This window comes from Halomonas pelophila, from assembly GCF_040196315.1.
Taxonomy (GTDB): domain Bacteria; phylum Pseudomonadota; class Gammaproteobacteria; order Pseudomonadales; family Halomonadaceae; genus Halomonas; species Halomonas pelophila.
Window position 1 is genome coordinate 1 of sequence record NZ_JBEGCI010000007.1, and the last position, 22,246, is coordinate 22,246.

Sequence of the window (22,246 nt, forward strand, 5' to 3'; positions counted from 1 at the left end):
CCACTACTACAACCATCAGCGAATCAAGCAGAAACTAAAAGGCCTGAGCCCCGTGCAATACAGGGCTCAGGCCATGGCTACCGGTTAAGAGAACCAACCGTCCAACGATTGGGGGTCAGTTCACGTGCCGGGCGCTGTCATTGCGGACTCGGCCGGCCGGGTGACGGAGACTTCCGAGCGGTTTCATATTGATGGGCACTATCCTGTTGATGGGCATCTGCCAGCCAACATGATCACAGCGAATGCGCAGGGAAGACGCCAAATACGGCTGGCCACCCGGGCGACACCGGGTGCTTGAAGCATCAGCACTCGATGGCGCTGACGGCCAGGCCACCCTTCGAGGTCTCCTTGTATTTTTCCTGCATATCGGCGCCGGTATCGCGCATGGTGCGAATCACCTTGTCCAGCGAGATGAAGTGCTGGCCATCGCCACGCAGCGCCATCTGGGCGGCATTGATCGCCTTGACCGAGGCGATGGCGTTGCGCTCGATGCAGGGCACCTGCACCAGGCCGCCCACCGGATCGCAGGTCAGCCCCAGGTTGTGCTCCAGGCCGATCTCGGCGGCGTTCTCCACCTGGTCGACGCTGCCACCCATGACCTCGGTGAGGCCGGCGGCGGCCATGGAGCAAGCCGAGCCGACCTCGCCCTGGCAGCCCACCTCGGCCCCGGAGATCGAGGCGTTCTTCTTGCACAGGACGCCCACGGCAGCGGCGGCGAGCAGGAAATCGACCACGTCGCGCTCGCAGGCGCCCTGACGGAACTGCATATAGTACTGGAGCACCGCCGGGATGATACCCGCCGCGCCGTTGGTGGGCGCGGTGACCATGCGCCCGCCGGCGGCGTTCTCCTCATTGACCGCCAGGGCATAGAGGTTGACCCAGTCCATGGCCGACATGGTTGAGGCAATCAGCGAGTGGTCGTCCTTGCTGGCCAGCATGCGCTGATGCAGGTTTCTGGCGCGACGCTTGACGTTGAGCCCGCCGGGCAGCACGCCTTCGGCTTCCATGCCCTTCTTAATGCACGCCTGCATCGCCGCCCAGATGGTCAGCAGGCCCTCACGAATTTCCGCCTCGCTGCGCCAGGCCTTCTCGTTTTCCAGCATCAGCTCGCTGATGCGCAGGCCGTGTTCGTGACACATGCGCAGTAGTTCGTCACCGGTCTGGAAGTCGTAGGGGATCTCGGTATGGTCGGTATCGAGCTGCCCCTCCTCCGCCTGGGTCTCGTCGATGACGAAGCCGCCGCCCACCGAGTAGTAGGTATTGCTGTAGAGCTCGCCGTCGTCGCCATGGGCGAGCAGGCGCATGGCGTTGGGGTGCTGGGGCAGGCTCTCCTCGAGCAACCGCATGTCGTGCTGCCAGTCGAAGGCGACATCATGGCGGCTGGCCAGGAGCAGGCTACCCGAGGACTTCAAGGCCTCGATTCGCGGGACGATGACGTCCGGGTCGATCTGGTCGGGCCGCTCGCCCATCAGGCCCATGATCACCGCGTGGTCGGTGCCATGGCCGATGCCGGTGGCGGAGAGCGAGCCATAGAGCTCGACCTCGATGCGCCTGGTGTGTTCAACCAGTTCCCTGGCCTCGAGTTCGGCGACAAAGTTGCAGGCGGCCTGCATCGGGCCCACGGTGTGCGAGCTGGACGGCCCGACGCCGACCTTGAAAAGATCGAAGACGCTGATTGGCATGGCGGTGGTCCTTGCAGAGTAGGCGTTGTACGTCAGGGCTTATCGCCTCGGAGCAGCATCGCTTGTGGCGGTTCCACCTAGTGCTGCTCCCGGCGCCCTTGCGATGAAGGCCTACGGTGAGCTGACTGGCGGTGTCGTTAGCGGTCGAAGACCACGGTGCGCCTGGCGTGCAGGAAGACGCGACGCTCGACATGCAGGGCGACGGCCCTGGAAAGGGTCAGGCACTCGACGTCACGCCCCTTGGCCACCAGGTCCTCGGGGTAGTCGGCGTGACTTACCGGTTCGACCCCCTGGGTGATGATCGGCCCCTCATCGAGATCATCGTTGATATAGTGGGCCGTGGCGCCGACCAGCTTGACGCCCTTCTCATAGGCCTGGTGATAGGGCCTGGCGCCCTTGAAGCCCGGCAGCAGCGAATGGTGGATATTGATCGCGCGGCCGCTGAGCTTCTCGCACAGGTCGCTCGAGAGCACCTGCATGTAGCGCGCCAGTATCACCAGCTCCGCGCCCGTCTCCTCGACCACCCGCCACACCTGGGCTTCCTGCCCGGACTTGGTCTCCGGCGTGATCGGGAAGTGGTGGTAGGGAATGCCGTGCCACTCCGCCAGCTTGGCCAGGTCCGGATGGTTGGAGACGATGGCACGGATATCGATAGACAGCTGGCCGATACGATAGCGGTAGAGCAGGTCGTTCAGGCAGTGATCAGCCTTGGAGACCATGATCACCACCGGCAGGCGGCGCCCGGGCGGCGTCAGCTCGAAGGTCATCTCGAATTCGGCGGCACGCGCGGCGAAGTCGGCCTGGAAGGACTCGGCGTCGAACCCCTCGTCCTCCGGCTTGAACTCCGTGCGGATGAAGAAGCGGCCGCTCAGGCGATCGTCGAAGGAGTGCTGCTCGGTGATATAGCAGCGACTCTCCTTGAGGAAGCGCGTGACCACGTCCACGGTGCCGAGCCGGCTCGGGCACTGGGCCGCGAGGATCCAGCGGTTATTGTTATCTTGCATCTCATCTCTCCCGAAAGGGCCGGCTTACGCCGGCCCGTTGCTGTCACCTTGCCACGCCGATGCCATACTCGGCGCCGGCATCCCGGATCCAGCGATAGAGGTAGTCGGCGAAGCTTCTGCGCAGCACCAGCTCATAGCGCTCCTCGCTGGGACGGCGCAGGATCAGGCTGGACTTGCCGAACACTACGCTGACCGCCTTGCCCACAGGGAAGCTGCTCGGGTGGACGTCGTAGTTGGTCGACTTCATCAGCAACTCGCGGGCCTTTTCCCCCTCCAGGGAGACCAGGGTCTGGCCGCCACTGACATCGACGATGGCATAGTGGGCGTCGCCCAGGGCCTCGCGCAACCGCTGCTCGAGCTCGAACTCCTCGCCACCGGGCACGATCACCAGCCACTCATCCGGCGACAACCACTGAACGCTGCGCTCGCCGCTGGCATCCAGCGCCAGCCCCAGGGGCTGGCCGGGCAGGCTGATGCCCAGCACCTTGCGCACGGCTTCATCGAGGACGATGGCACCGCCGCGCAGGATCAGGTGGCCCTGGAAGGCCTGCTCCTTGAACAGGACCCGGCTGCCGGGCGTCGCGGCCGGCACGCTGCCCGTGTTGAACGCCACGGACAGCGGTGACTCACTGGGAATCGAGGCGTCCGGATGGGTATTGAAGGTCGCAACCTTGCCGTAAGTGATATCAGACATGCTGACGCTCTCCCTTGGGATCGATGAATACGGGGCTGACGACCTCGACCTCATGGGCCTGACCGTCCGGCATCGGCACATAGAGCTTCTCGCCCATGCGGTCGCGGCCGCCCTTGATCACTGCCAGGGCAAAACCGCTCTCCAGGTTCGGGCTGTAATAGCTCGAGGTCACATGGCCCAGCATATCCATGGGAATGGGCTGGTCCTTGTTGACGACGATATGGGCGCCCTCTTCCAGCACCACCTGCGGGTCGACGGGCTTGAGCCCCACGAACTGCTTGCGATCCTTGCGCGCCGTATCCGGACGCGTCAGGGCACGCTTGCCGATCCAGGAGAACGGCTTGTCGTAGCCGATGGCCCAGAACATGCCCAGGTCCTCGGGGGTCACCGAGCCGTCGGTATCCTGACCGGCGATGATCAGACCCTTCTCGGCACGCAGCACGTGCATGGTCTCGGTGCCGTAGGGCGTCAGGTCATACTTCTTGCCGTGCTCGAACAGGGTCTTCCAGACGTGCATGGCGTAGTTGGCCTGAACGTTGATCTCGTAGGCCAGCTCCCCGGTGAAGGAGATGCGGAACACCCGCGCCGGGACATCGGCCACCTTGCCGTTGCGCCAGTCCATGAACTTGAACTGCTCCCTGTCGAGATCGATATCGGTGATCTCGGACAGCAGCTTGCGCGCATCCGGGCCGGTCACGGTCATGGTCGCCCAGTGGTCGGTGACCGAGGTGAAGTAGACCTGCAGCTCCGGCCACTCGGTCTGGTGCCACAGCTCCAGCCACTCCATCACGCCGGCGGCACCGCCGGTGGTGGTGGTCATCAGGAAGTGGTTCTCGCCCAGGCAGCTGGTGGTACCGTCGTCCATCAGCATGCCGTCGTCCTTGCACATCAGGCCGTAGCGCACTCGGCCCGGCGCCAGCTTGGCCCACTTGTTGGTGTAGACGCGACCGAGGAATTCCCGGGCGTCGGGCCCCTGAATATCGATCTTGCCCAGGGTGGTGGCATCGAGGATGCCGACGCCGGTGCGCACCGCCAGGCTCTCGCGGGCCACCGCCTCGTCCAGGGTCTCCAGCACGCCGTTGACCTTGCGCGGGAAGTACCAGGGGCGCTTCCACTGGCCGACCTCCTCGAACTCGGCACCGTGCTCCACGTGCCACTGGTGCAGGGCGGTGTAGCGCTCGGGGTCGAACAGATCGCGGCAGTGACGCCCGGCGATGGCACCGAAGGTGACCGGCGTATAGTTGGGCCGGAACACCGTGGTGCCTACCTCAGGAATCGACTTGCCGAGACAGCGCGCGGCGATGGCCATGCCGTTGATGTTGCCGAGCTTGCCCTGGTCGGTGCCGAAGCCCATGGCGGTGTAGCGCTTGACGTGCTCGATGGACTCGAAGCCCTCGCGGGTGGCCACCTCGATGGCCGCCGCGGTGACGTCGTTCTGCATGTCGACGAACTGCTTGGGCGCACGCAGGGTCGGCTTCTCGTGGGGCACCTGATAGAGGGCACAGGCCTGGCCTTCGCGGATGGCATCGGCCCGGGGCGGCTCGATGGCGCTGGCGGACTTGCCCAGCGCGGCAAGCGCCTCGCACGCCTTGGCCGCACCGTCAGTCAGCCCTTCGGCCAGGTCATACACGCCACGGGCGCTACCGGCGGCGTGCACGCCCTTCACCAGGCTGGGCACGAAACCGAGGATCTCGTCGTCCCAGGTCGGACGCGCACCGGTATGAGAGGCCAGGTGAATCACCGGGCTGTAGCCGCCGGAGCTGGCGATGGTGTCGCACTCCAGGTCCTCGGCCCCACCGGTGACCTTGAAGGCCGCGGTATCGATGGTCGCCACACGGGCGCCGCTGACGCGCTTGTCACCCTTGGCCTCGAGCACGGCCGAGCCTTCGATGATGCGGATGCCGCGAGCCCGGGCCTGCTCGACCAGCTCACCGTCCGGATGGCGGCGCGCATCGACGATGGCCACCACCTCACGGCCGGCTTCATCCCAGTCCAGGGCGGCGCGATAGGCGTGGTCGTTGCTGACGGAGAGCACCAGCCGGTTGCCCGGCACCACGCCGAAGCGGCGGATATAGGTGGAGACCGCACCGGCCACCAGGTTACCCGGCACATCATTGTTGCCATAGACCAGCGGACGCTCATGGGCCCCCGTGGCCAGCAGCACCTGCCCTGCACGCACCCGATGCATGCGTGAGCGAGCGGGCCGGACGCCGTCGACCGTCGGCGCGGTCTCACCGAGATGCTCGGTGCGCCGCTCGTGCAGGGTCACGAAGTGATGGTCATGGTAGCCATTGGCCGTGGTGCGCGGCAGCAGGGTGACGTTGTCGTTCTCGGCCAGCTCGCCGATCACCTGCTCGGCCCACTGGGCGGCCGGTCGGCCGTCGAGCAGCTCACGGCTGGCAAGCAGCGAGCCACCCATCTCCTCCTGCTCGTCGACCAGGATCACCCGGGCCCCGCCGCGTGCCGCGGTAAGCGCCGCGGCGAGGCCCGCCGGGCCGGCACCGACCACCAGCAGGTCGCAGTGCTGGTGGAGGTGATCATAGCTATCGGGGTCGTTCTCCATCGGGCTACGACCCAGGCCCGCTCCCTTGCGGATGACCTTTTCATAGGTCATCCACATGGAGGCCGGGGCCATGAAGGTCTTGTAGTAGAAGCCCGGCGGCATGAAGCGCCCGCCCAGCTTGCCGACCAGGCTCATGACATCACGCTGCACGTTGGGCCAGCCGTTGGTGCTCTGCGCCGTGAGGCCTTCGAACAGCGCCTGCTGGGTGGCACGCACGTTGGGGACCTGGGCCGCCTCGGTGCTGCCCAGCTGGACCAGCGCATTGGGCTCCTCGGCACCGGCGGCGACGATGCCGCGCGGTCGCGAATACTTGAAGCTGCGGTTGACGAGATCCACCCCGTTGGCCAGCAGTGCCGAGGCCAGGGTGTCACCGGCATGGCCCTGATAGCGCTTGCCGTTAAAGGTGAAGCTCAGGGTTCGAGCGCGATCGATTCGTCCACCCTGGCGAAGACGATTAGGCTGATTCGACTGGCTCATGCCTTGACTCCTTCCTGACCTGCGACCATTCCCGCCTCGTCGGCGACGTTCACGGCAGCCCCTTGCTCGGCGGCCTTACCCTCGGGATGCTCGGCGCTGACGCGAGGCTGCTCACCCATTCGATAGGTCTCGAGGATCTCGTAGCTCACCGTGTTACGGGTGATGTTGAAGAACTTGCGGCAGCCGATCGCGTGCACCCATAGCTCGTGGTGGATACCCCGCGGGTTGTCACGGAAGAACAGGTAGTCGCCCCACTGCTCGTCAGTGCAGGACTCGGGGTCCTCGGGGCGGGCGATATGCGCCTGCCCCTTGGGGTGAAACTCCTCTTCATCGCGGTACTCGTCGCAATAAGGGCAATGGATATAGAACATCGTGTTTCTCCTTAGTGCGCGACGCCGGCGGCGCCATGTTCGTCGATCAGGGCACCGGTGTTGAAGCGGTCGATGGAGAACGGCGCGGCGATAGGATGCATCTCGCCCTTGGCGAGACTCGCGGCGAAGACGTGCCCGGAGCCTGGAGTGGCCTTGAAGCCGCCGGTGCCCCAGCCGCAGTTGAAGAACAGCCCCTTGACCTTGGTCTTGGAGAGGATCGGACAGGCATCCGCACAAGTATCGACGATGCCGCCCCACTGACGGTTCATGCGCACCCGCGAGAAGATCGGGAACATCTCGACGATGGCCTGCAGGGTGTGCTCCACGGTGGAGTAGCTGCCACGCTGACCGTAGCCGTTGTAGCCGTCGATGCCGGCGCCGATCACCAGGTCGCCCTTGTCGGTCTGGCTGATGTAGCCATGCACGTGGTTAGACATCACCACGGTGTCGAGCACCGGCTTGAGCGGCTCGGAGACCAGCGCCTGCAGCGGATGCGACTCCAGCGGCAGCTTGAGGCCGGCCATCTTGGCCACCACGCCGGAGTTGCCCGCCGTGACACAGCCGATGGTCTTGGATTCGATATCGCCGCGATTGGTGTGCACGCCATACACCTGGCCGTCGCGAATCTTGAAGCCGGTGACCTCGGTGTTCTGCAGGATATCCACTCCGAGGGCATCCGCCGCCCGGGCGTAGCCCCAGGCAACCGCATCGTGACGCGCGACACCGGCGCTCTTCTGCCAGGAGGCGCCGAGGATCGGATATCGGGCGCGTTTGGAGGTGTCGATGACCGGCACGATCTCCTTGATCTGATCGGGGAGGATCACTTCACTGTCAACGCCGTTCAGCCGGTTGGCATGCACCCGACGCTGGATATCGCGCATGTCCTGAAGGGTGTGCCCCAGGTTCATAACGCCGCGCTGGGAGAACATCACGTTGTAGTTGAGGTCCTGGGACAGCCCCTTCCACAGATCCAGCGAATGGTCATAGAGGCGTGCCGCCTCGTCCCACAGGTAGTTGGAGCGCACGATGGTGGTATTACGCGCGGTATTGCCGCCCCCCAGCCAGCCCTTCTCCAGCACTGCCACATTGGTGATGCCGTGGTTCTTGGCCAGGTAGTAGGCGGTAGCCAGGCCATGGCCGCCGCCGCCGACGACGATGACGTCGTACTTTTTCTTGGGAGTCGGGTTGCGCCACTGGCGCTGCCAGTTCTCGTGGTGGCTGAGCGCGTGCTTGGCCAGCCCGAAGCCTGAATAGCGTTGCATGTCTCTCTCCTAAAGCCGCTGCTGATTCGTTAAGTCGATCAGACCGCAGAAGCGGCATCGGCCTGGGCGTGGGTCTGGTGATTCGTGGCGGCAGATTCGCCGTAGACCGAATGGCGCTCGCAGAGCGAGGTCACCTTCTCGCGCACCTCGTCCTCCACGGCACTGGTGTTGCGGCTCTTGGCCAGGACATCGAGGATGTCGCAGATCCATCCCGCCAGTGCGGAGCACTCGGTCTCGTCGAAGCCGCGGCTGGTCACCGCCGGAGTGCCGATGCGCAGGCCAGAGGTGACGAAGGGGCTCTGGGGGTCGTTGGGCACGGCGTTCTTGTTGACGGTGATATGGGCACGGCCGAGTGCCGCATCGGCGTCCTTGCCGGTCACGCCCTGCTTGATCAGCGAGACCAGGAAGAGGTGATCGTCGGTGCCGCCGGAGACGACGTCATAGCCGCGCTCAAGAAACACGCCGGCCATGGAGCGGGCGTTGTCGATGACGCGCTGCTGGTACTGCACGAACTCCTGGCTCATGGCCTCCTTGAAGGCCACCGCCTTGGCGGCGATCACGTGCATCAGCGGGCCGCCCTGCTGGCCCGGGAAGACCGCACCGTTGAGCTTCTTGTAGAGATCCGCATCGCCGCTGGCGGAGAGAATCAGGCCACCACGCGGGCCGCGCAGGGTCTTGTGGGTGGTGGTAGTGACCACATGGGCGTGGGGAACCGGGCTCGGATAGTGACCCGCGGCAATAAGGCCGGCCACGTGGGCCATGTCGACCATGAACCAGGCACCCACCTCGTCGGCGATGGCGCGGAAACGACGCCAGTCAACGACACGCGCATAGGCCGAGAAGCCGGCGATGATCAGCTTGGGTTTGTGGCTGCGAGCCAGGCGCTCGACCTCTTCATAGTCGATCTCGCCAGTCTCCGGGTTCAGGCCATACTGCACGGCACGGTAGTGCTTGCCCGAGAAGTTCGGCGCGGCACCGTGGGTCAGGTGGCCACCGTGAGCCAGGCTCATGCCTAGGATGGTGTCGCCCGGCTTGACCATCGCCATGAAGGCCGCGGCATTGGCCTGGGCGCCGGAGTGCGGCTGAACGTTGGCGTAGTCGGCACCGAACAGATCGCAGGCACGGTCGATGGCCAGCTGCTCTACCACGTCGACGTGCTCGCAGCCGCCGTAGTAGCGCTTGCCGGGATAGCCCTCGGCGTACTTGTTGGTCAGCTGGGTGCCCTGGGCCTCCATCACCGCGCGGCTGGCGTAGTTCTCGGAGGCGATCAGCTCGACGTGCGCCTCCTGGCGGACCACCTCGTCGGCGATGGCGGCGGCGATCTGGGAATCGAAGTTGGCGAGACCTACCTGGTTCATGACTGACTCCTGTTGTTATCGATGTCGGGCAGGGTGTACTTCGAATCTATCGCCTACCCATCAGAAGAAAAAATTTGAAATCCTTATGCGCGGATAACCACCACGCTAAGCGTCCGGAAGACGACTCGATCAAAGACGACAACAAAGAGTAGGGATTAAACAGATGCGACAGGATTCCTGAACGCCGGGCACACTGACCACCACTCGCCCGGTGGGAAACACCAGGCTGCCGTGTACTTCCGGCAAGCGTGAGGACGCGCGAAACCTGGAGTGCGATCGAGAGCTCAGAGCGTAGGCCGGCCGTCGATAGGCAGGAAGAAGGGATCGACTCGGTCGCTACGTTTGCGCATCTCCGATGGTGTTACGTCGAAGGCGCTACGGAAGTGACGAGAAAAGTGGGCGGTATCGGCGAAACCGCAACGCTCGCCGATCTCGGTGATGCTCTTGCCGGTGTAGTGCAGCAGCCAGAGCCCGAAGCGCAGGCGCAGGTCTCGAGAGAACTTGAGCGGACTGACGCCAAGCGTATCGCGGAATCGCCGCTCCAGGTTGCGTCGTGAGATGCCCACCCGCTCAGCCAGCGCCTGCATCGGTATGGCCTCTCCCAAGTGCTGCTCGAGCACGGCGATGGCGCGTCGAACCAGCCGATCCTCGATCTTGCCGTACACCACCGGCTGAGGCTGAGGGTGGGTACCGGCCCGGGCCTCGTCGAGAAGCATGATGTTGAGGCTCTTCATGGCCCAGGCCTTGCCCCGGTGGCGCTCGATCAGATAAGTCGCCAGGTCAGCCGCTGCCGCACCGCCCGCACAGGTGAGCCGGTCACCGTCATCGATGAACAAGCGGTCGGCCACCGGCTCGATGGCCGGGAAACGTTGGACCATGGCGCGATGGTGATACCAGCTGACGCAGCAGCGCCGCCCCTTCATGAGGCCAGCCTGGATCAGAGCAAACACCCCGGAACACAATCCCACCAGTGGAACCCCGGCACCGGCCGCCTTGCAGAGATAAGCCAGGGCAGCGGCATCCTGCCGGTCGCCCTCGGCCTGGATGCCTCCCACGACCACGATATAGTCGAACTCAGTGGGGTCACTGAAGGGTTCACAGGGCGAAATGGCCGCACCGCTGCTGGAGAGCACCACCTCACTGTTACTGGCCATAAAGGTCCAGCGACACCGCTGCTGCCGACTACGGTCGCCCTCGTCGGCGGCCAGGCGAAGGCAGTCGACGAAAGCGGCGAACGGCATCAGGGTAAAACGGTGCAGCAGGACGAAGCCGACGGAGAGGGACTCGTCCGGAGGGTGTGTGCTCATTGGCAATATCCAGGGTCTGGGTGGCGAAACGCATCGCCAGGATGATCAAGGCCCAGGCTCCACTCTCACTCCGCTAGCCCCCCGAGGCCACCAGCCAGGCGGTCCTACCTGCATCGCAAACAGCGGAGCCCGCAGAGTATGCGGGCGCCACCATGGCAGCGGTTAAGCTGGTTTAGGTGCGAGCCACCGAGCCATATAACCGGGAGCGGGGCGTAACCAGCGACACTCCCACATAGCAGATCGAGGACACCATGCAGCCCGTCAGCGGTCCGACCAGCCAGCCCACATCGGCGAACAGCATCATATAGCCGCTGGTACCGAAACCGGCCAGCATGGCGACCAGCGCGCCCCAGGCAGAGCCCTGCCAGAAGGTGGAAATAAACACCGGTCCGATCATGCTGGCCAGCAGGGTGCCGGTGCCGAGAATGCCCAGCCAGGAGAGCATGAAGGGCGGGGCATAGAGCATCATCAACAGGGCGATGACGCCGAGGGCGACGACGGCTAAACGGTTGATCCACAGCACCAGCCGCTGACTGTGGAAACGGTCATTGAATAGGGCGAGACGCAGGTCATGGGAGGTTGCCGATGCCACGGTATGCAGCAGGGAGTTGGCGGTGGACTTCATGGCGAACAGGATGAATAGGGTGATGAAGCCCTGCAGGGCGGGGTGCATAAAGTGTTCGAGATAGATCGGCATGGCGTTGTCCGGATCGGCCAAGTCCGGCATCTGCGCCCTCACGTAGAGGCCGACGATTGGCACCAGGCTCAGCAGGGCACCTATGATCGCCACATACACGCCCGCCTTGTGCAGCTTGACGTCCGGCTTGAAGGCCAGGAAGCGTATCGCCATGAACGGTAACACCGCGGCAAACAGGAAGGCATAGGGCAGCACCAGAAACACCGTCGCCGGACTGTCGCCATAATGTGCCCCGGTGGTAGGATTCAGAAGCTCCGGGTCGATGGTATTGAGAGTGGCTTCCCATTCCCCCAAGTTCACGCTGCCGAATATCTGTACCATGATGATGACGGCAGCGACCGACATGCCGCAAACCATCACGGTATCGGTCCAGGCCACCGCCGCGAGGCCTCCCAGCATGGTGTAGAGGATGATGACACCGACCATCAGCAGGGCACTCTGAGTCAGATCGATGCCCAGCCAACTCGCCCCCAGCAGGCCGACGGCCTTGATCTGGCTGGTCAGAAACACCAGCAGCAGAAAAATGGTGATAAGCGCCGCGACTCCTTGCACGAGTCGGCCCATATTGCCTCCGCCATGAATCTGGGCGATATACTCGGGAATGGTGTTGCTGCCCATATCGATGGCCTTGCGCTGCAAGAAACTCGCGAAATACAGCACGGCGATCATCATCGCTGGAGCGAAGAAGAAATTGCCCAGCACCTCGATAGCGCCAAACTGGTAGGTCACGCCCGGTGAGCCCATGAACCCCCAGCCGCTGAAGCCGGTGGCGACGATAGTGCTGGCGCCGACGAAGGCACCGAGTGAACGGCCCGCGACGAGAAAGCCTCCTTCATCGCTCTTCTTCATCATTCTGGACGAAAGAAGACCTAGATAAATCATCAGGCCAAAGGTGAGAAACAAAAGTCCCCAGTTGAATAGCTTGTAGGAATCCATCATTACTGCCTCGCTGATCCATTGGTGGTCTTTCTTTTCAGCTCCCTTCGCAGGTAGGCAGCGCCGGAATGTATCAGCATGTACATTGTCAGTATCAGGAAGGTGGTCAACACCCATGAATCCATATGCCTATTCCTCTTGTTCTTGATGTGGCAAGTGTTATCGAGCTTTTCTCTCTGCACCTTCAAAGTATTTTCAATGCATAAAAGGCGCCAATTTGTATAACCAATACACACATCAGACATCGAAATGAGCCAATAATGACAAATATACCCACCGACCTTTTGAGGACCTTCGTCACCATCAAGGACCTTGGCGGCTTTACCAGCGCCGGCGAACTTCTGGGTCGCTCACAGCCCGCCATCAGCCTCCAGATCAAGAAGCTGGAGGAGATCCTCGGCACCAAGATCTTCCTCAGAGGTTCCAGCCTGGAGCTCACCGAGGATGGGGAGTATTTATACAAGGCGGCTCGACAGATACTGGAGATAAATGACCAGATCATCGCCAAGGTAAGGGGCGAGAATATCTCGGGAAAAGTTCGACTGGGCATTCCCAACGACTTCGAACTGGCTTTCCTGCCCAAGGCGTTGAGAAAGCTGTCGCGCGTCTATCCCAATATCATCGTCGAGGTCGACTGCGAGATCAGCAAGGTCATCCTCCAGCGCTACCAGAAGGGGCACTACGATATCGCCATGGCCATGGAACGCGAGAAGGAGCATGAAGATAGAGACTCTCGCGACTATCGCCTGGAAAAACTTGAGTGGGTGTTCAGTGAAGGCCATCTGGTCAGCGAAGCCGATAGTCCGCTTCCCCTGATTGCCTACCCTCAGGGCTGTGTCTATCGCTCGATCATGGAGGAGGCCCTGCAGAGCCAGGCGCATCCCTATCGCTTCATGTATAGCAGCACCAGTCTGCTAGGCATCTTCTCTGCCGTGGAGGAGGGACTCGGCATCACCGCGATGGCCAGCTCCGTCATTCCTGACCACCTCAAGCATGCCGTAAACACAGATTCTCTGCCTGGACTGGAGCATGTCTGCATCGGCCTTTACTACAAGGAGCCCGAATTGAATGCCGCGTCCCGCCATGTGCTCGATTTCCTGAGGACGGGAATTGCCAATATCTAGCTCACTCCAGAACCATCGAAGGCAGATGGTCCGACAGCGATAACAATCGGCTGTCGAGCCACCTGCCTTCTGCTAACGGCTACCCACCACCCCATCGCCAAGCGAGCTTATTGACAGGCGTGATGGGCAGTCGGGAATCAGGAGCTTGACGCCCCCGGCTTCATTTCTCTGGCGGATACCGTTCGGATATCTCCCTCCTCGCTAACCTTGAGTTTCACATTGGGATCGGGATCGTTGACCATCTTCTCCAGCTCCCTGGTCGCACTGTCTCGACTACGCAGGCGCCGTATGGTGTTCACGATCATCAGAATAATCACGATGGAAAAGGGGAAGGCACCGATGATGGTCCCGGTCTGGACCGTATCGACCACCCCACTGCCCCCCAGGGTGAGCAGTACAGTCGCCACCGCGCCGATGCTGAGTACCAGGACCACGCGGAACCAGGGGCCGGCACGCTTCGGTGCGGAAACAAAGTCCGCCAGGGCGTAGGTGCCGGCATCCAGCGATGTCACGTAGTAGGTAGCCACCAGAACCGTCGCCACTACCAGCAGCAAGCTGCCAATCACCGGTATGGATTCCAGCATCGCAAAGAGCCCGCTGGCCACATCCGCACTCACCGCATCGGAGATACCACGGCCACTCTTGTCGTCGTAATAGATCGCTGCGGAACCGAGAACGCCGATCCAGAGCATGACGATGAAGGAGGGAATGATGGTGACACCGATAACGAATTCACGCAGCGTGCGACCACGCGAGATCCTGGCGATAAAGCCGGCCACGAAGGGGGAGAAGGCAATGACCCAGCACCAGATGAACACGGTCCACCATCCATTCCAGCTTTGCTGCCAGGAGGTCAGCGGCTCGGCCGTGCTCGGGGCATCGGTCCAGAAACTCATGGGAACGAAGTTAGTGAAGTAGGAGCCGAAGGTCTGGGTGATATTGGAGATGATGAACAACGTCGGGCCGAAGATGAAGGCGGCCACCACCAGCACGACACTCAGGATCGAGTTCGTCTCACTGATCAGGCGCATTCCCTTGCTGATACCGAAGAAGGCCGAGATCGCCGCAGCGGTACCGAGACCCACGATGACAAACAGCCAGATAGTGGGCCCGGAGGTCACGCCGGTGAATGACGTGAGGCCCGCGGTGAACTGCATGGCCGCAAAGGCAAAGGAGGTAGAAAGCCCCAGGATGGTGGCCATGATCGCCAGCAACTCGACGACCACGCCGGCACCACCTCGTGCCCAACGCGGCAACAGATCCACCGTCGCCTCGCGGAAGGTCAGGGTCTTGCCCAGGTTGTGGTGCGAATAGGCGAGACACACCGCGACGACGCAGTACATGGCCCAGGCGGTGAAACCCCAGTGGAAGTATGCCCAGACGATACCACCGCCCGCCACATTGCCTTCCATTGCCTCGAAGACCGGGCTGGAGTCACGCAGCATGATGGGCTCGGCCACCGACCAGAAGATCAGGCCGATCCCCTGACCACAGGCGAACAGCATCGAGTACCATGCGAAGTTGCTGTATTCGGGCTTCGCCTTGGGGCCGCCCAACCTGACCCGGCTTCCGACCTTGCTGAACACCAGCCAGCCGCATACCGCGACGGCAAAGAGCGAATAGAGGATAAACAGCCAGGTGAAGCCACCCGTAACATAGGTCCTCATGTCGAAGATGACCGAGGCAACGCCATCGGGGTCACGAAGTACCATCAGGATCAGCGCAATGATGGCGATGGGAGGGGCAAACTGGATGACCAGTCGGCCGAAGGGGGGTAGGTCTCGTCCCGTGAACCGTGGGACCGTTACCGGTTCTTTATCTGACATCTTGATACCTCGCTATTATTGTACTTGGCATCATCCCTGACACCTCGGGCCCCGAGGGCTGCTCAGGGCACGTGACAGTGACTCAGTTCAAGTGCGATACGATTCCCGATATGCACTCCTCAAGGATCATCTCCCCCTTCTCCGGCGTCGACTTGAGCGGAGAGGACAGGGTCCCGGACGGCGCTACCCAGGAAGGATCGGGGGGAAAGACATCGTAGGGAGGGAAGGTGGCTGGCTCCACGTCGACAGCCTTCGACATATCGACGAGCTCAGGGTGAAGCTTGAGCATGATCGATGTTTCCAGCACGCCGCCATGCTCAACGGCCCAGCCTGTGAAACCGTCGGGGAACACCTTCTCGATGGTCTCCTCACTGATGAAATCCCAGTAGGAGAGCAGGTAGATCTTGATCGAAATACCCTCGCCCTTGCACTTGTTAACCAGCCTATCGGCGGCCTCACAGAGGTGCATGGAGTTCTCGAAGTGGCCATTGATAAGGATGAATTCGCGATTCCCATGATTGACATATGCCTGAAGAACATCGAACACATAGTTTTCCAGTGAGGCGCCCGATACGCAGGTCGTGCCGGGAAAGAAGTTGCCTCCTCCGGACTTCACCTGTGACTTGTATCCATAGCTTATGGCGGGAGCCACCAGCATGTTGCTGCTTCTTTCCGCCACCTTTTCGCCAATATGGCTGGGAATCAGCACATCGGGATTAAGCGACATGTGGGGCCCATGCTGTTCGATGGCCCCCACAGGAAGAATGATCCTGCACTGACCACTTTCCGTCAGCGACTTGTAGGTTACCCAGTCAAGGTTCTCTATCTTGACACTGCTCATCTCGTTTCTCCCCGCACGCTATCGTCAAGAAGGGGGAGCAGAGCTCCCCCTTTGTCGTTAAAACATTACTTGATGATATTGTGCTCCGGGCCATACGGGAAGCCGGTGATATTCTCGGCCCCATGCTCGTTGACCACCAGGATATCGTGCTCGCGATAGCCGCCGGCACCGGGCTGTCCCTCCGGCACAGTGATCATCGGCTCCATGGAGACCACCATGTTGGGCTCGATCACGGTCTCGATGTCCTCGCGCAGCTCAAGACCCGCCTCGCGGCCGTAGTAGTGGCTCAGGGTGCCAAAGGAGTGGCCGTAACCGAAGGTGCGGTACTTGAGCAGGTCATGCTTGGCGAAGATCTCGTTGAGCTCGTGGGCGATGTCACAGCAACGCACGCCGGGCTTGATCAGTTCCTGGCCGCGGAGATGGACCTCGCAGTTCACCTGCCACAGGCGCAGGTGCTCGTCGGAGGCATGGCCAAGGAACAGGGTGCGCTCCAGGGCGGTGTAGTAGCCCGAGATCATCGGAAAGGTGTTCAGGCTCAGGATGTCGCCGGGTTGCACGCGACGGCTGGTCACCGGGTTGTGGGCGCCGTCGGTATTGATACCGGACTGGAACCAGACCCAGGTATCCATCAGCTCGCTGTTCGGGTAGGTCTTGGCGATCTCGCGCACCATGGCGGCCTGACCGGCCAGCGACACTTCGTACTCCGGCACACCGGCGTAGATGGCATCGCGCACGGCCACGCCGCCCACGTCGGCGATGCGGGCACCCTGGCGAATCAGCGCGATCTCCTCAGCCGACTTGACCATGCGCATCTGCATGGTGGGCACCCCGGCGTCGACCAGCTCGACGTCACCCAGCGCATCGAGGAGCTTCTGCTTGTTCTGCAGCGTCATGTGGTCGAACTCGACTGCGACGCGACGCTTGCCTTCGCAGAGCTGCTTGACGGCCTTGAAGAAGTTGTCCTTCTGCCAGTCGGTGTAGACGATATTGTCGCCCAGTCGATTGCGGCGATACGGCTGGCCACCGTCGATATTGGCGGTCACGGTGGTAAAGCGATCCTGAGTCACCACCAGGCCGTAGTCGCGGCCGAACTTACAGTAGACGAAGTCGCTGAAGTAGTTGATGTTGTGATACGAGGTCAACACCACGGCCTCGACACCTTCGGCCGCCATATACTGGCGTAAACGATCCAGACGGCTCTGCATCTCGGCATCTGAGAACGTGGATATGACCTTGTCGCCGTTGGGAATCTCGATCAGCGATGGAAGTTGCATATTGTTATCTCCTTCGTCTTTCAAGCGACTATCGCCGCGGGTTTGGAACCGATCTTTACGGTCATGCCAGGCCCGCTATCACCCTGCAGTTCGCTGAACTGCATGATGGAAAGTCGATACCTGGACTCTAGAATCTTCACCAGCCGCATGACATGACCGAATTCGTGATCGTCGGCGAGAAAATCGACGCCCAACATACGAATCCCGAGACATGTCACTTCATAGATCTCCGCCACTCGCATGAAGGTTTCGATATCGCGCTTTAACACCCTGGTGTCTTGCGGCGCTTCGCAAGCGCTCGCCATGCGCAAGACCAGTCTCCAATGTTTCATGACGTGACCTCCTGCCGGTATCGAAGAATATGGCCAGCGACGGGAGGCAGTACCAATGACTAGTGCAAATCGTCCCATTGGCGAGGGTAATGCCGAGGATTTTCAGTGGTTCGTGCGCCATTCTCCCGCCTCTTCGCGTCGGGTCTCGGGCCGGCATGCTTACTCAAACGTGCAGATAGCCGTCGATGGCCGATCCCGGCTGGCAGGCTGGCCACACGGCAAGCGGGAAATGTCGCAGGGAATCGAGCAAAGCAGAGGGCGATGCCCAAGCGAGATGAGCTGGCTGGGCGGGTTTCGTTGAGGGAGTCTCGGGGGGAAGCTGACGCTCGCCTCACTCCCGGGCGCAGAGTTCGTGCAGCCAGTCGCGGCAGGCCGCCAGGGCGGGGTTGCCCAGGGCATCGGCCCGATAGGCCAGGTAGTAGTCGACGCCGGCCGGCAGCCAGGGCTCGAAGGGGGCCACCAGCCGCCCCGCCCGGAGCTCCTCGCGGACCAGGCTGAAGGGACCCAGCGCCACGCCCCGCCCGGCTACCGCCTCCATGATCGCCAGATACCAGACGCTGAAGCGCGGCCCCGAGCGGGCGTCCACCTGGGGCGCGCCGGCCACCGCCAGCCACTCGCGCCAGCCGGTCACCCGGGGCCCGGGGTGCGGGTCGAAGATGTGCAGCAGCCGCTGGCGGTCGAGGTCGGCCGGCTCGGCTAGCGGCGCCTCGCCCTCGAGCAGGGCCGGGGCGCACACCGGCGCCAGGGTCTCGCGCAGCAGCAGCTCCGAGACCACGCCCGCTTCGCGCGACGGCCCCAGGCGCACCGCCAGATCGACGTCTTCCCGGCGCAGGTCGACGTTGCGCTCGGTGGCGCCGATGCGCACGTCGACCTCCGGATGGCGGGCGTTGAACTCCCAGAGCCGCGGCACCAGCCATTGCGTGCCCAACGACGGGGTGACGTTGAGGGTCAGCACCTGGCCGGCCTCGCGACTCTGCAGCACGCGGGTGGCCTGCTCCAGCCGGTCGAAGGCCTCGCTGAGTTCCGGCAGGTAGCGTTCCCCCGCCTCGGTCAGCTCGAGGCCGCGGGCATGGCGGGCGAACAGCGCCACCTCCAGCCAGGCCTCCAGGGCACGGACCTGCTGGCTGACCGCCGAGGCGGTGACGTGAAGCTCCGTGCCGGCGGCGGCGAAGCTCTCGTGGCGAGCGGCGGCCTCGAAGGCGCGCAGGCCGTTGAGGGGCGGGAGTCGGCGCATGGATGACCCTTAGTTTTTCTTGTGCATCGATGTAGCAAATCGCGTTTGCCAGCATAGCACTGGCGCCCTATTTTACCTGCCTGCGCCGTGTCCGGCGCCGAATCGACAAGCCCCACTTTTTCTTTCGTCAGGAGCTGCCCATGGCGATCACGGCCCCCCGCCCCGGCACCACGACCGCCTCCGCCGCCTGGAGCCTCTGGGCGCTGCTGCTGGGCGTCGGCCTGCTGATGCTCGGCAACGGCCTGATGGGCAGCCTGCTGGGCATGCGCGCCGCCGAGGAGGCCTTCGGCAATACCGCCACCGGCTTCATCATGTCGTCCTACTTCGTGGGCTTCCTGGCCGGCTCGACCCTGACCCCGCGCAAGCTGCGCGAGGTGGGCCATATCCGGGTCTTTGCGGCGCTGGCCTCGATCACCTCGATCGCCATCCTGGTTCACGTGATGGTCATCGATCCCTGGATCTGGGCCGGCATGCGCCTGGTCACCGGCTTCGCCTACGCCGGCCTCTATGTGGTGACCGAGAGCTGGCTCAACGGCTACGCCTCCAACCAGCTGCGCGGCCGGCTGCTGGCCTTCTACATGGTGATCAGCTACCTCGGCATGGGCGGCGGGCAGCTGATGCTCAACCTGGCCGATCCCAGCGGCGTGATCCTCTTCCTGCTGGTCTCGATCCTGGTGTCGCTGGCGCTGGTGCCGATACTGTTGAGCCATACCCCGCAGCCGGACACCAGCCAGCCCGAGTCCATGAGCCTGCTGCGGCTTTGCCGCCTCTCGCCGCTGGGCACCATCGGCTGCCTGCTGACCGGCATCGCCAACGGCACCGTGTTCGGCATGGGCGCGGTCTACGCCACCCGCTCGGGCATGGCGGTGGACGAGGTCGCCGCCTTCATGGGCGCCTTCATCCTCGGCGGGGCGCTCCTGCAGTGGCCGCTGGGCAAGCTGTCGGACAAGACCGACCGGCAGAAGGTGATCGTGGTGGTGGCCGGCCTCGCCACCCTGCTGGCGCTGGCCGGCCTGACGGTCGACGCCGACTCGCCGCTGCTGAGGATATTGCTGGGGGCAGCGCTCGGCGGCACCAGCCTGACCCTCTACTCGCTATGCCTGGCGAATGCCAACGACGACCTGACCTCGAGCCAGGTGATCGCGGCCAGCAGCAGCCTGGTGCTGGCGCTGGGCATCGGCGCCACCCTCGGCCCGGTCAGCACCGGCCTGCTGATGGAGTGGCTCGGCCCCGGCGGCTTCATGTGGGACATGGCGGTGATCCACGCCCTGATCGTCGTCGTCGGCCTCTACTGCCTGGTGCACTTCCCGAGCCGCGCCTCGGAGACCTACGGCCACTACGTCGCCATGCCGGCCGGCAGCGCGGCACTGGGCACCACCTGGGCCGAGGAGGCCGCCAATGAGGCCGAGCAACTGGAGCTCGATCTCGAGGGAGAGGCGCTTTCCGCCGCCGAGGCCGAGGCGCCGGCCGACATTGACGACGCCTGGGCGGATCAGGGCGCGCCCCGCCCCTCGCCGCTATAGTGAGGTCAGGCAAGTGCCCGTGAGTGACGCCCCTCGGCGCCCGCCGCGCGCACGAGGACCCTGCCATGGCCACCCACGTCGCGGTGATCCAGTCGCCCCCGGTTTTGCTGCAGCGAGACGAGACGCTGCAGCAGATGCTGATCTCCATCGACGCGGCGGTCGCCGCCGGGGCAACCCTGCTGGTCTTCCCGGAGGCCTACCTCCCCGGCTACCCCACCTGGGTCTGGCGACTCGCCCCAGGTAACGACATGGCGCTCTTGAGCGAGCTGCATGCCCGGCTGCGCGAGAATGCCGTCGACCTCGATGGCGACACCCTACAGCCCCTGCAGGACGCCGCCGCGCGGCACGGCGTGACCCTGGTGACGGGCCTCCACGAGATCGACCGCCGCTACAGCGGCACCACCCTCTACAACAGCGTGGTGGTGATCGGCCCGGATGGTCGCCTGCTGAACCGCCACCGCAAGCTGATGCCGACCAACCCCGAGCGCATGGTCTGGGGCATGGGCGATGCCAGTGGGCTGAGGGTGGTCGAGACGCCCGCCGGGCGCATCGGCTGCCTGATCTGCTGGGAGAGCTACATGCCCCTGGCGCGCTACGCCCTCTATGCCCAGGACCTGGAGATCTTCATCAACCCGACCTGGGATTCGAGCGATGCCGGCCTCGCCAGCCTGCGCCACATCGCCCGGGAGGGCGGCTGCTGGGTGATCGGCACGGCCACCGCCCTTCAGGGCAGCGACATCCCCGCCGACTTTCCCGAGCGCGACCGGCTCTTCACCCCGGAGGAGTGGATCAACGTGGGCAATGCCGTGGTCATCGCGCCGTCGGGCGAGGTGGTGGCGGGCCCGCTCAACCGCGAGAAGGGCATCCTGCATGCCGAGATCGAGGTCGAGAGCGCCCGACGCGCGCGCCGCTCGCTGGATGTCTGCGGCCACTATGCCCGGCCCGATCTGTTCTCGCTGTCGGTGAACCGCGCCCCGCTGCCCCCCGTCACGTTCTCGGACGACTGAGGCCCGAGCTCACGCGGTCTCGGGCGGGCGGCGCGTGAACAGCGCCACCTGGGTCGGCTGGCCGAGGTGGGGGTCGAGCTCGCCGATGCCCGAGAAGCGCACCCGATAGCCGTTGCGGCGAGCGACCCCCTGCCCCCAGTCGCGAAAGCGCGCGCGGCCCCACTCGAACTTGTGATCGGGATCGCGAAACTCGCCGCGCGCCAGGCCGTAGAGCGGGTTGTACTCGCCGTTGGGGGTGGTCATCACCAGCAGCCGCGGGCGCAGGCCGGCGAAGACCGCCCGCTCGACCCGGGAGAGCGCCTCGGGGGGCACGTGCTCGATGGTCTCCACCATGGCCGCGGCCTCGAAACCGACCAGCGCCGGGTGGGCCTCGGCATAGGAGCCGCAGATCAGCTCGAGGCGCCCCGCCCGGGCGGCTGGCAGGGTCGCAAGCCTCAGCTTGGCCTGGGCGAGCAGCTCGCCACTGAGCTCCAGGCCGACCACCCGCTCGAACTGCTCGTCGCGCAGCAGGTACTGCAGCAGCCCCCCGGAGCCACAGCCGAGGTCGAGGACCCGCCGCGCTCCGCTCTGCCGGATCAGCGACGCCGCGCGCTTGAGGCGCGCCTGGTGGAGGTCGGGGTCTTCGAGGTCGGTCATCGCCGTGTCGTCCGGTCGGAGGCGGGGCGAGTGATGATGACGCAAAGCGGGCGGGGCGTGTAGCGAGCCACGAAAAAAAGGCGCGACTCGCGTCGCGC

General features: G+C 63.8%; 19 protein-coding genes. 4 read left to right on the forward strand and 15 right to left on the reverse strand.

All coding sequences use genetic code 11. The annotated features are described in order from the left end of the window. A partial coding sequence (locus tag ABE957_RS09250; protein WP_349758561.1) for an IS3 family transposase occupies window positions 1-88 on the forward strand: 88 nt, incomplete at its 5' end. A gap of 214 nt (window positions 89-302) precedes the next feature. Here the strand turns inward: ABE957_RS09250 and ABE957_RS09255 are convergent. From ABE957_RS09255 to ABE957_RS09295, 9 genes are all read right to left on the reverse strand, one after another. After that, the gene (locus tag ABE957_RS09255; RefSeq protein WP_349758382.1) at window positions 303-1,682 is read right to left on the reverse strand and encodes an L-serine ammonia-lyase; all 1,380 of its coding nucleotides are present in this window, start codon (window positions 1,680-1,682) and stop codon (window positions 303-305) included. Between the two features lie 137 nt (window positions 1,683-1,819). After that, window positions 1,820-2,686, reverse strand: coding sequence for a formyltetrahydrofolate deformylase (gene purU, locus ABE957_RS09260; RefSeq protein ID WP_349758383.1), 867 nt, complete (start codon window positions 2,684-2,686; stop codon window positions 1,820-1,822). A gap of 43 nt (window positions 2,687-2,729) precedes the next feature. Beyond that, window positions 2,730-3,380, reverse strand: coding sequence for a sarcosine oxidase subunit gamma (locus ABE957_RS09265; protein WP_349758384.1), 651 nt, complete (start codon window positions 3,378-3,380; stop codon window positions 2,730-2,732). After that, window positions 3,373-6,420: a sarcosine oxidase subunit alpha family protein gene (locus ABE957_RS09270; RefSeq protein ID WP_349758385.1), complete on the reverse strand. Its 3,048-nt coding sequence runs from the start codon at window positions 6,418-6,420 to the stop codon at window positions 3,373-3,375. Before ABE957_RS09270 ends, ABE957_RS09265 begins: the two co-directional genes overlap by 8 nt. Next, a complete protein-coding gene (locus ABE957_RS09275; protein WP_349758386.1) occupies window positions 6,417-6,791 on the reverse strand; it encodes a sarcosine oxidase subunit delta in 375 nt (124 codons plus the stop codon). Before ABE957_RS09275 ends, ABE957_RS09270 begins: the two co-directional genes overlap by 4 nt. A gap of 11 nt (window positions 6,792-6,802) precedes the next feature. Then, window positions 6,803-8,053 carry a sarcosine oxidase subunit beta family protein gene (locus tag ABE957_RS09280; RefSeq protein ID WP_349758387.1) on the reverse strand — a complete coding sequence of 417 codons (1,251 nt, stop codon included), beginning with the start codon at window positions 8,051-8,053 and terminating at the stop codon, window positions 6,803-6,805. A 38-nt stretch (window positions 8,054-8,091) separates the two neighbouring features. Further along, on the reverse strand, window positions 8,092-9,411 hold the full coding sequence (gene glyA / locus ABE957_RS09285) for a serine hydroxymethyltransferase (protein ID WP_349758388.1): 1,320 nt from the start codon (window positions 9,409-9,411) through the stop codon (window positions 8,092-8,094). A 284-nt stretch (window positions 9,412-9,695) separates the two neighbouring features. Further along, window positions 9,696-10,718, reverse strand: coding sequence for a GlxA family transcriptional regulator (locus ABE957_RS09290; protein WP_349758389.1), 1,023 nt, complete (start codon window positions 10,716-10,718; stop codon window positions 9,696-9,698). 172 nt (window positions 10,719-10,890) lie between these two features. Then, the gene (locus ABE957_RS09295) at window positions 10,891-12,354 is read right to left on the reverse strand and encodes a sodium:solute symporter family protein (protein WP_349758391.1); all 1,464 of its coding nucleotides are present in this window, start codon (window positions 12,352-12,354) and stop codon (window positions 10,891-10,893) included. Between the two features lie 257 nt (window positions 12,355-12,611). Between ABE957_RS09295 and ABE957_RS09300 the strand changes: the two genes are divergently transcribed. After that, window positions 12,612-13,475: a LysR family transcriptional regulator gene (locus ABE957_RS09300; protein WP_349758392.1), complete on the forward strand. Its 864-nt coding sequence runs from the start codon at window positions 12,612-12,614 to the stop codon at window positions 13,473-13,475. A 137-nt stretch (window positions 13,476-13,612) separates the two neighbouring features. Here ABE957_RS09300 and ABE957_RS09305 read toward each other — a convergent pair whose 3' ends face one another. The 5 genes from ABE957_RS09305 to gcvA all read right to left on the reverse strand — a co-directional run bounded on the left by ABE957_RS09305 (window position 13,613) and on the right by gcvA (window position 18,982). Beyond that, window positions 13,613-15,301, reverse strand: coding sequence for a BCCT family transporter (locus tag ABE957_RS09305; protein WP_349758393.1), 1,689 nt, complete (start codon window positions 15,299-15,301; stop codon window positions 13,613-13,615). 82 nt (window positions 15,302-15,383) lie between these two features. Beyond that, window positions 15,384-16,142 carry a creatininase gene (locus tag ABE957_RS09310; RefSeq protein WP_349758394.1) on the reverse strand — a complete coding sequence of 253 codons (759 nt, stop codon included), beginning with the start codon at window positions 16,140-16,142 and terminating at the stop codon, window positions 15,384-15,386. A gap of 65 nt (window positions 16,143-16,207) precedes the next feature. Then, window positions 16,208-17,416: a M24 family metallopeptidase gene (locus ABE957_RS09315; RefSeq protein ID WP_349758395.1), complete on the reverse strand. Its 1,209-nt coding sequence runs from the start codon at window positions 17,414-17,416 to the stop codon at window positions 16,208-16,210. 20 nt (window positions 17,417-17,436) lie between these two features. Further along, window positions 17,437-17,748, reverse strand: a complete 312-nt coding sequence (locus tag ABE957_RS09320; protein WP_349758396.1) for a hypothetical protein — start codon at window positions 17,746-17,748, stop codon at window positions 17,437-17,439. Window positions 17,749-18,079: 331 nt separating this feature from the next. Continuing rightward, entirely contained in the window at window positions 18,080-18,982 is a 903-nt protein-coding gene (gene gcvA, locus ABE957_RS09325) for a transcriptional regulator GcvA (protein WP_349758397.1), read from the reverse strand. A gap of 140 nt (window positions 18,983-19,122) precedes the next feature. On the opposite strand from gcvA, the gene ABE957_RS09330 reads away from it, so the two are divergent. Both ABE957_RS09330 and ABE957_RS09335 read left to right on the forward strand, forming a co-directional pair. Further along, complete coding sequence (locus tag ABE957_RS09330; protein ID WP_349758398.1) at window positions 19,123-20,505, forward strand: MFS transporter; 1,383 nt, start codon at window positions 19,123-19,125, stop codon at window positions 20,503-20,505. Between the two features lie 65 nt (window positions 20,506-20,570). Continuing rightward, window positions 20,571-21,512, forward strand: coding sequence for a carbon-nitrogen hydrolase family protein (locus ABE957_RS09335; protein WP_349758399.1), 942 nt, complete (start codon window positions 20,571-20,573; stop codon window positions 21,510-21,512). A gap of 9 nt (window positions 21,513-21,521) precedes the next feature. On the opposite strand, the gene ABE957_RS09340 is transcribed toward ABE957_RS09335, so the two are convergent. After that, the gene (locus ABE957_RS09340) at window positions 21,522-22,148 is read right to left on the reverse strand and encodes a methyltransferase domain-containing protein (RefSeq protein WP_349758400.1); all 627 of its coding nucleotides are present in this window, start codon (window positions 22,146-22,148) and stop codon (window positions 21,522-21,524) included. Window positions 22,149-22,246 lie beyond the last annotated feature (98 nt).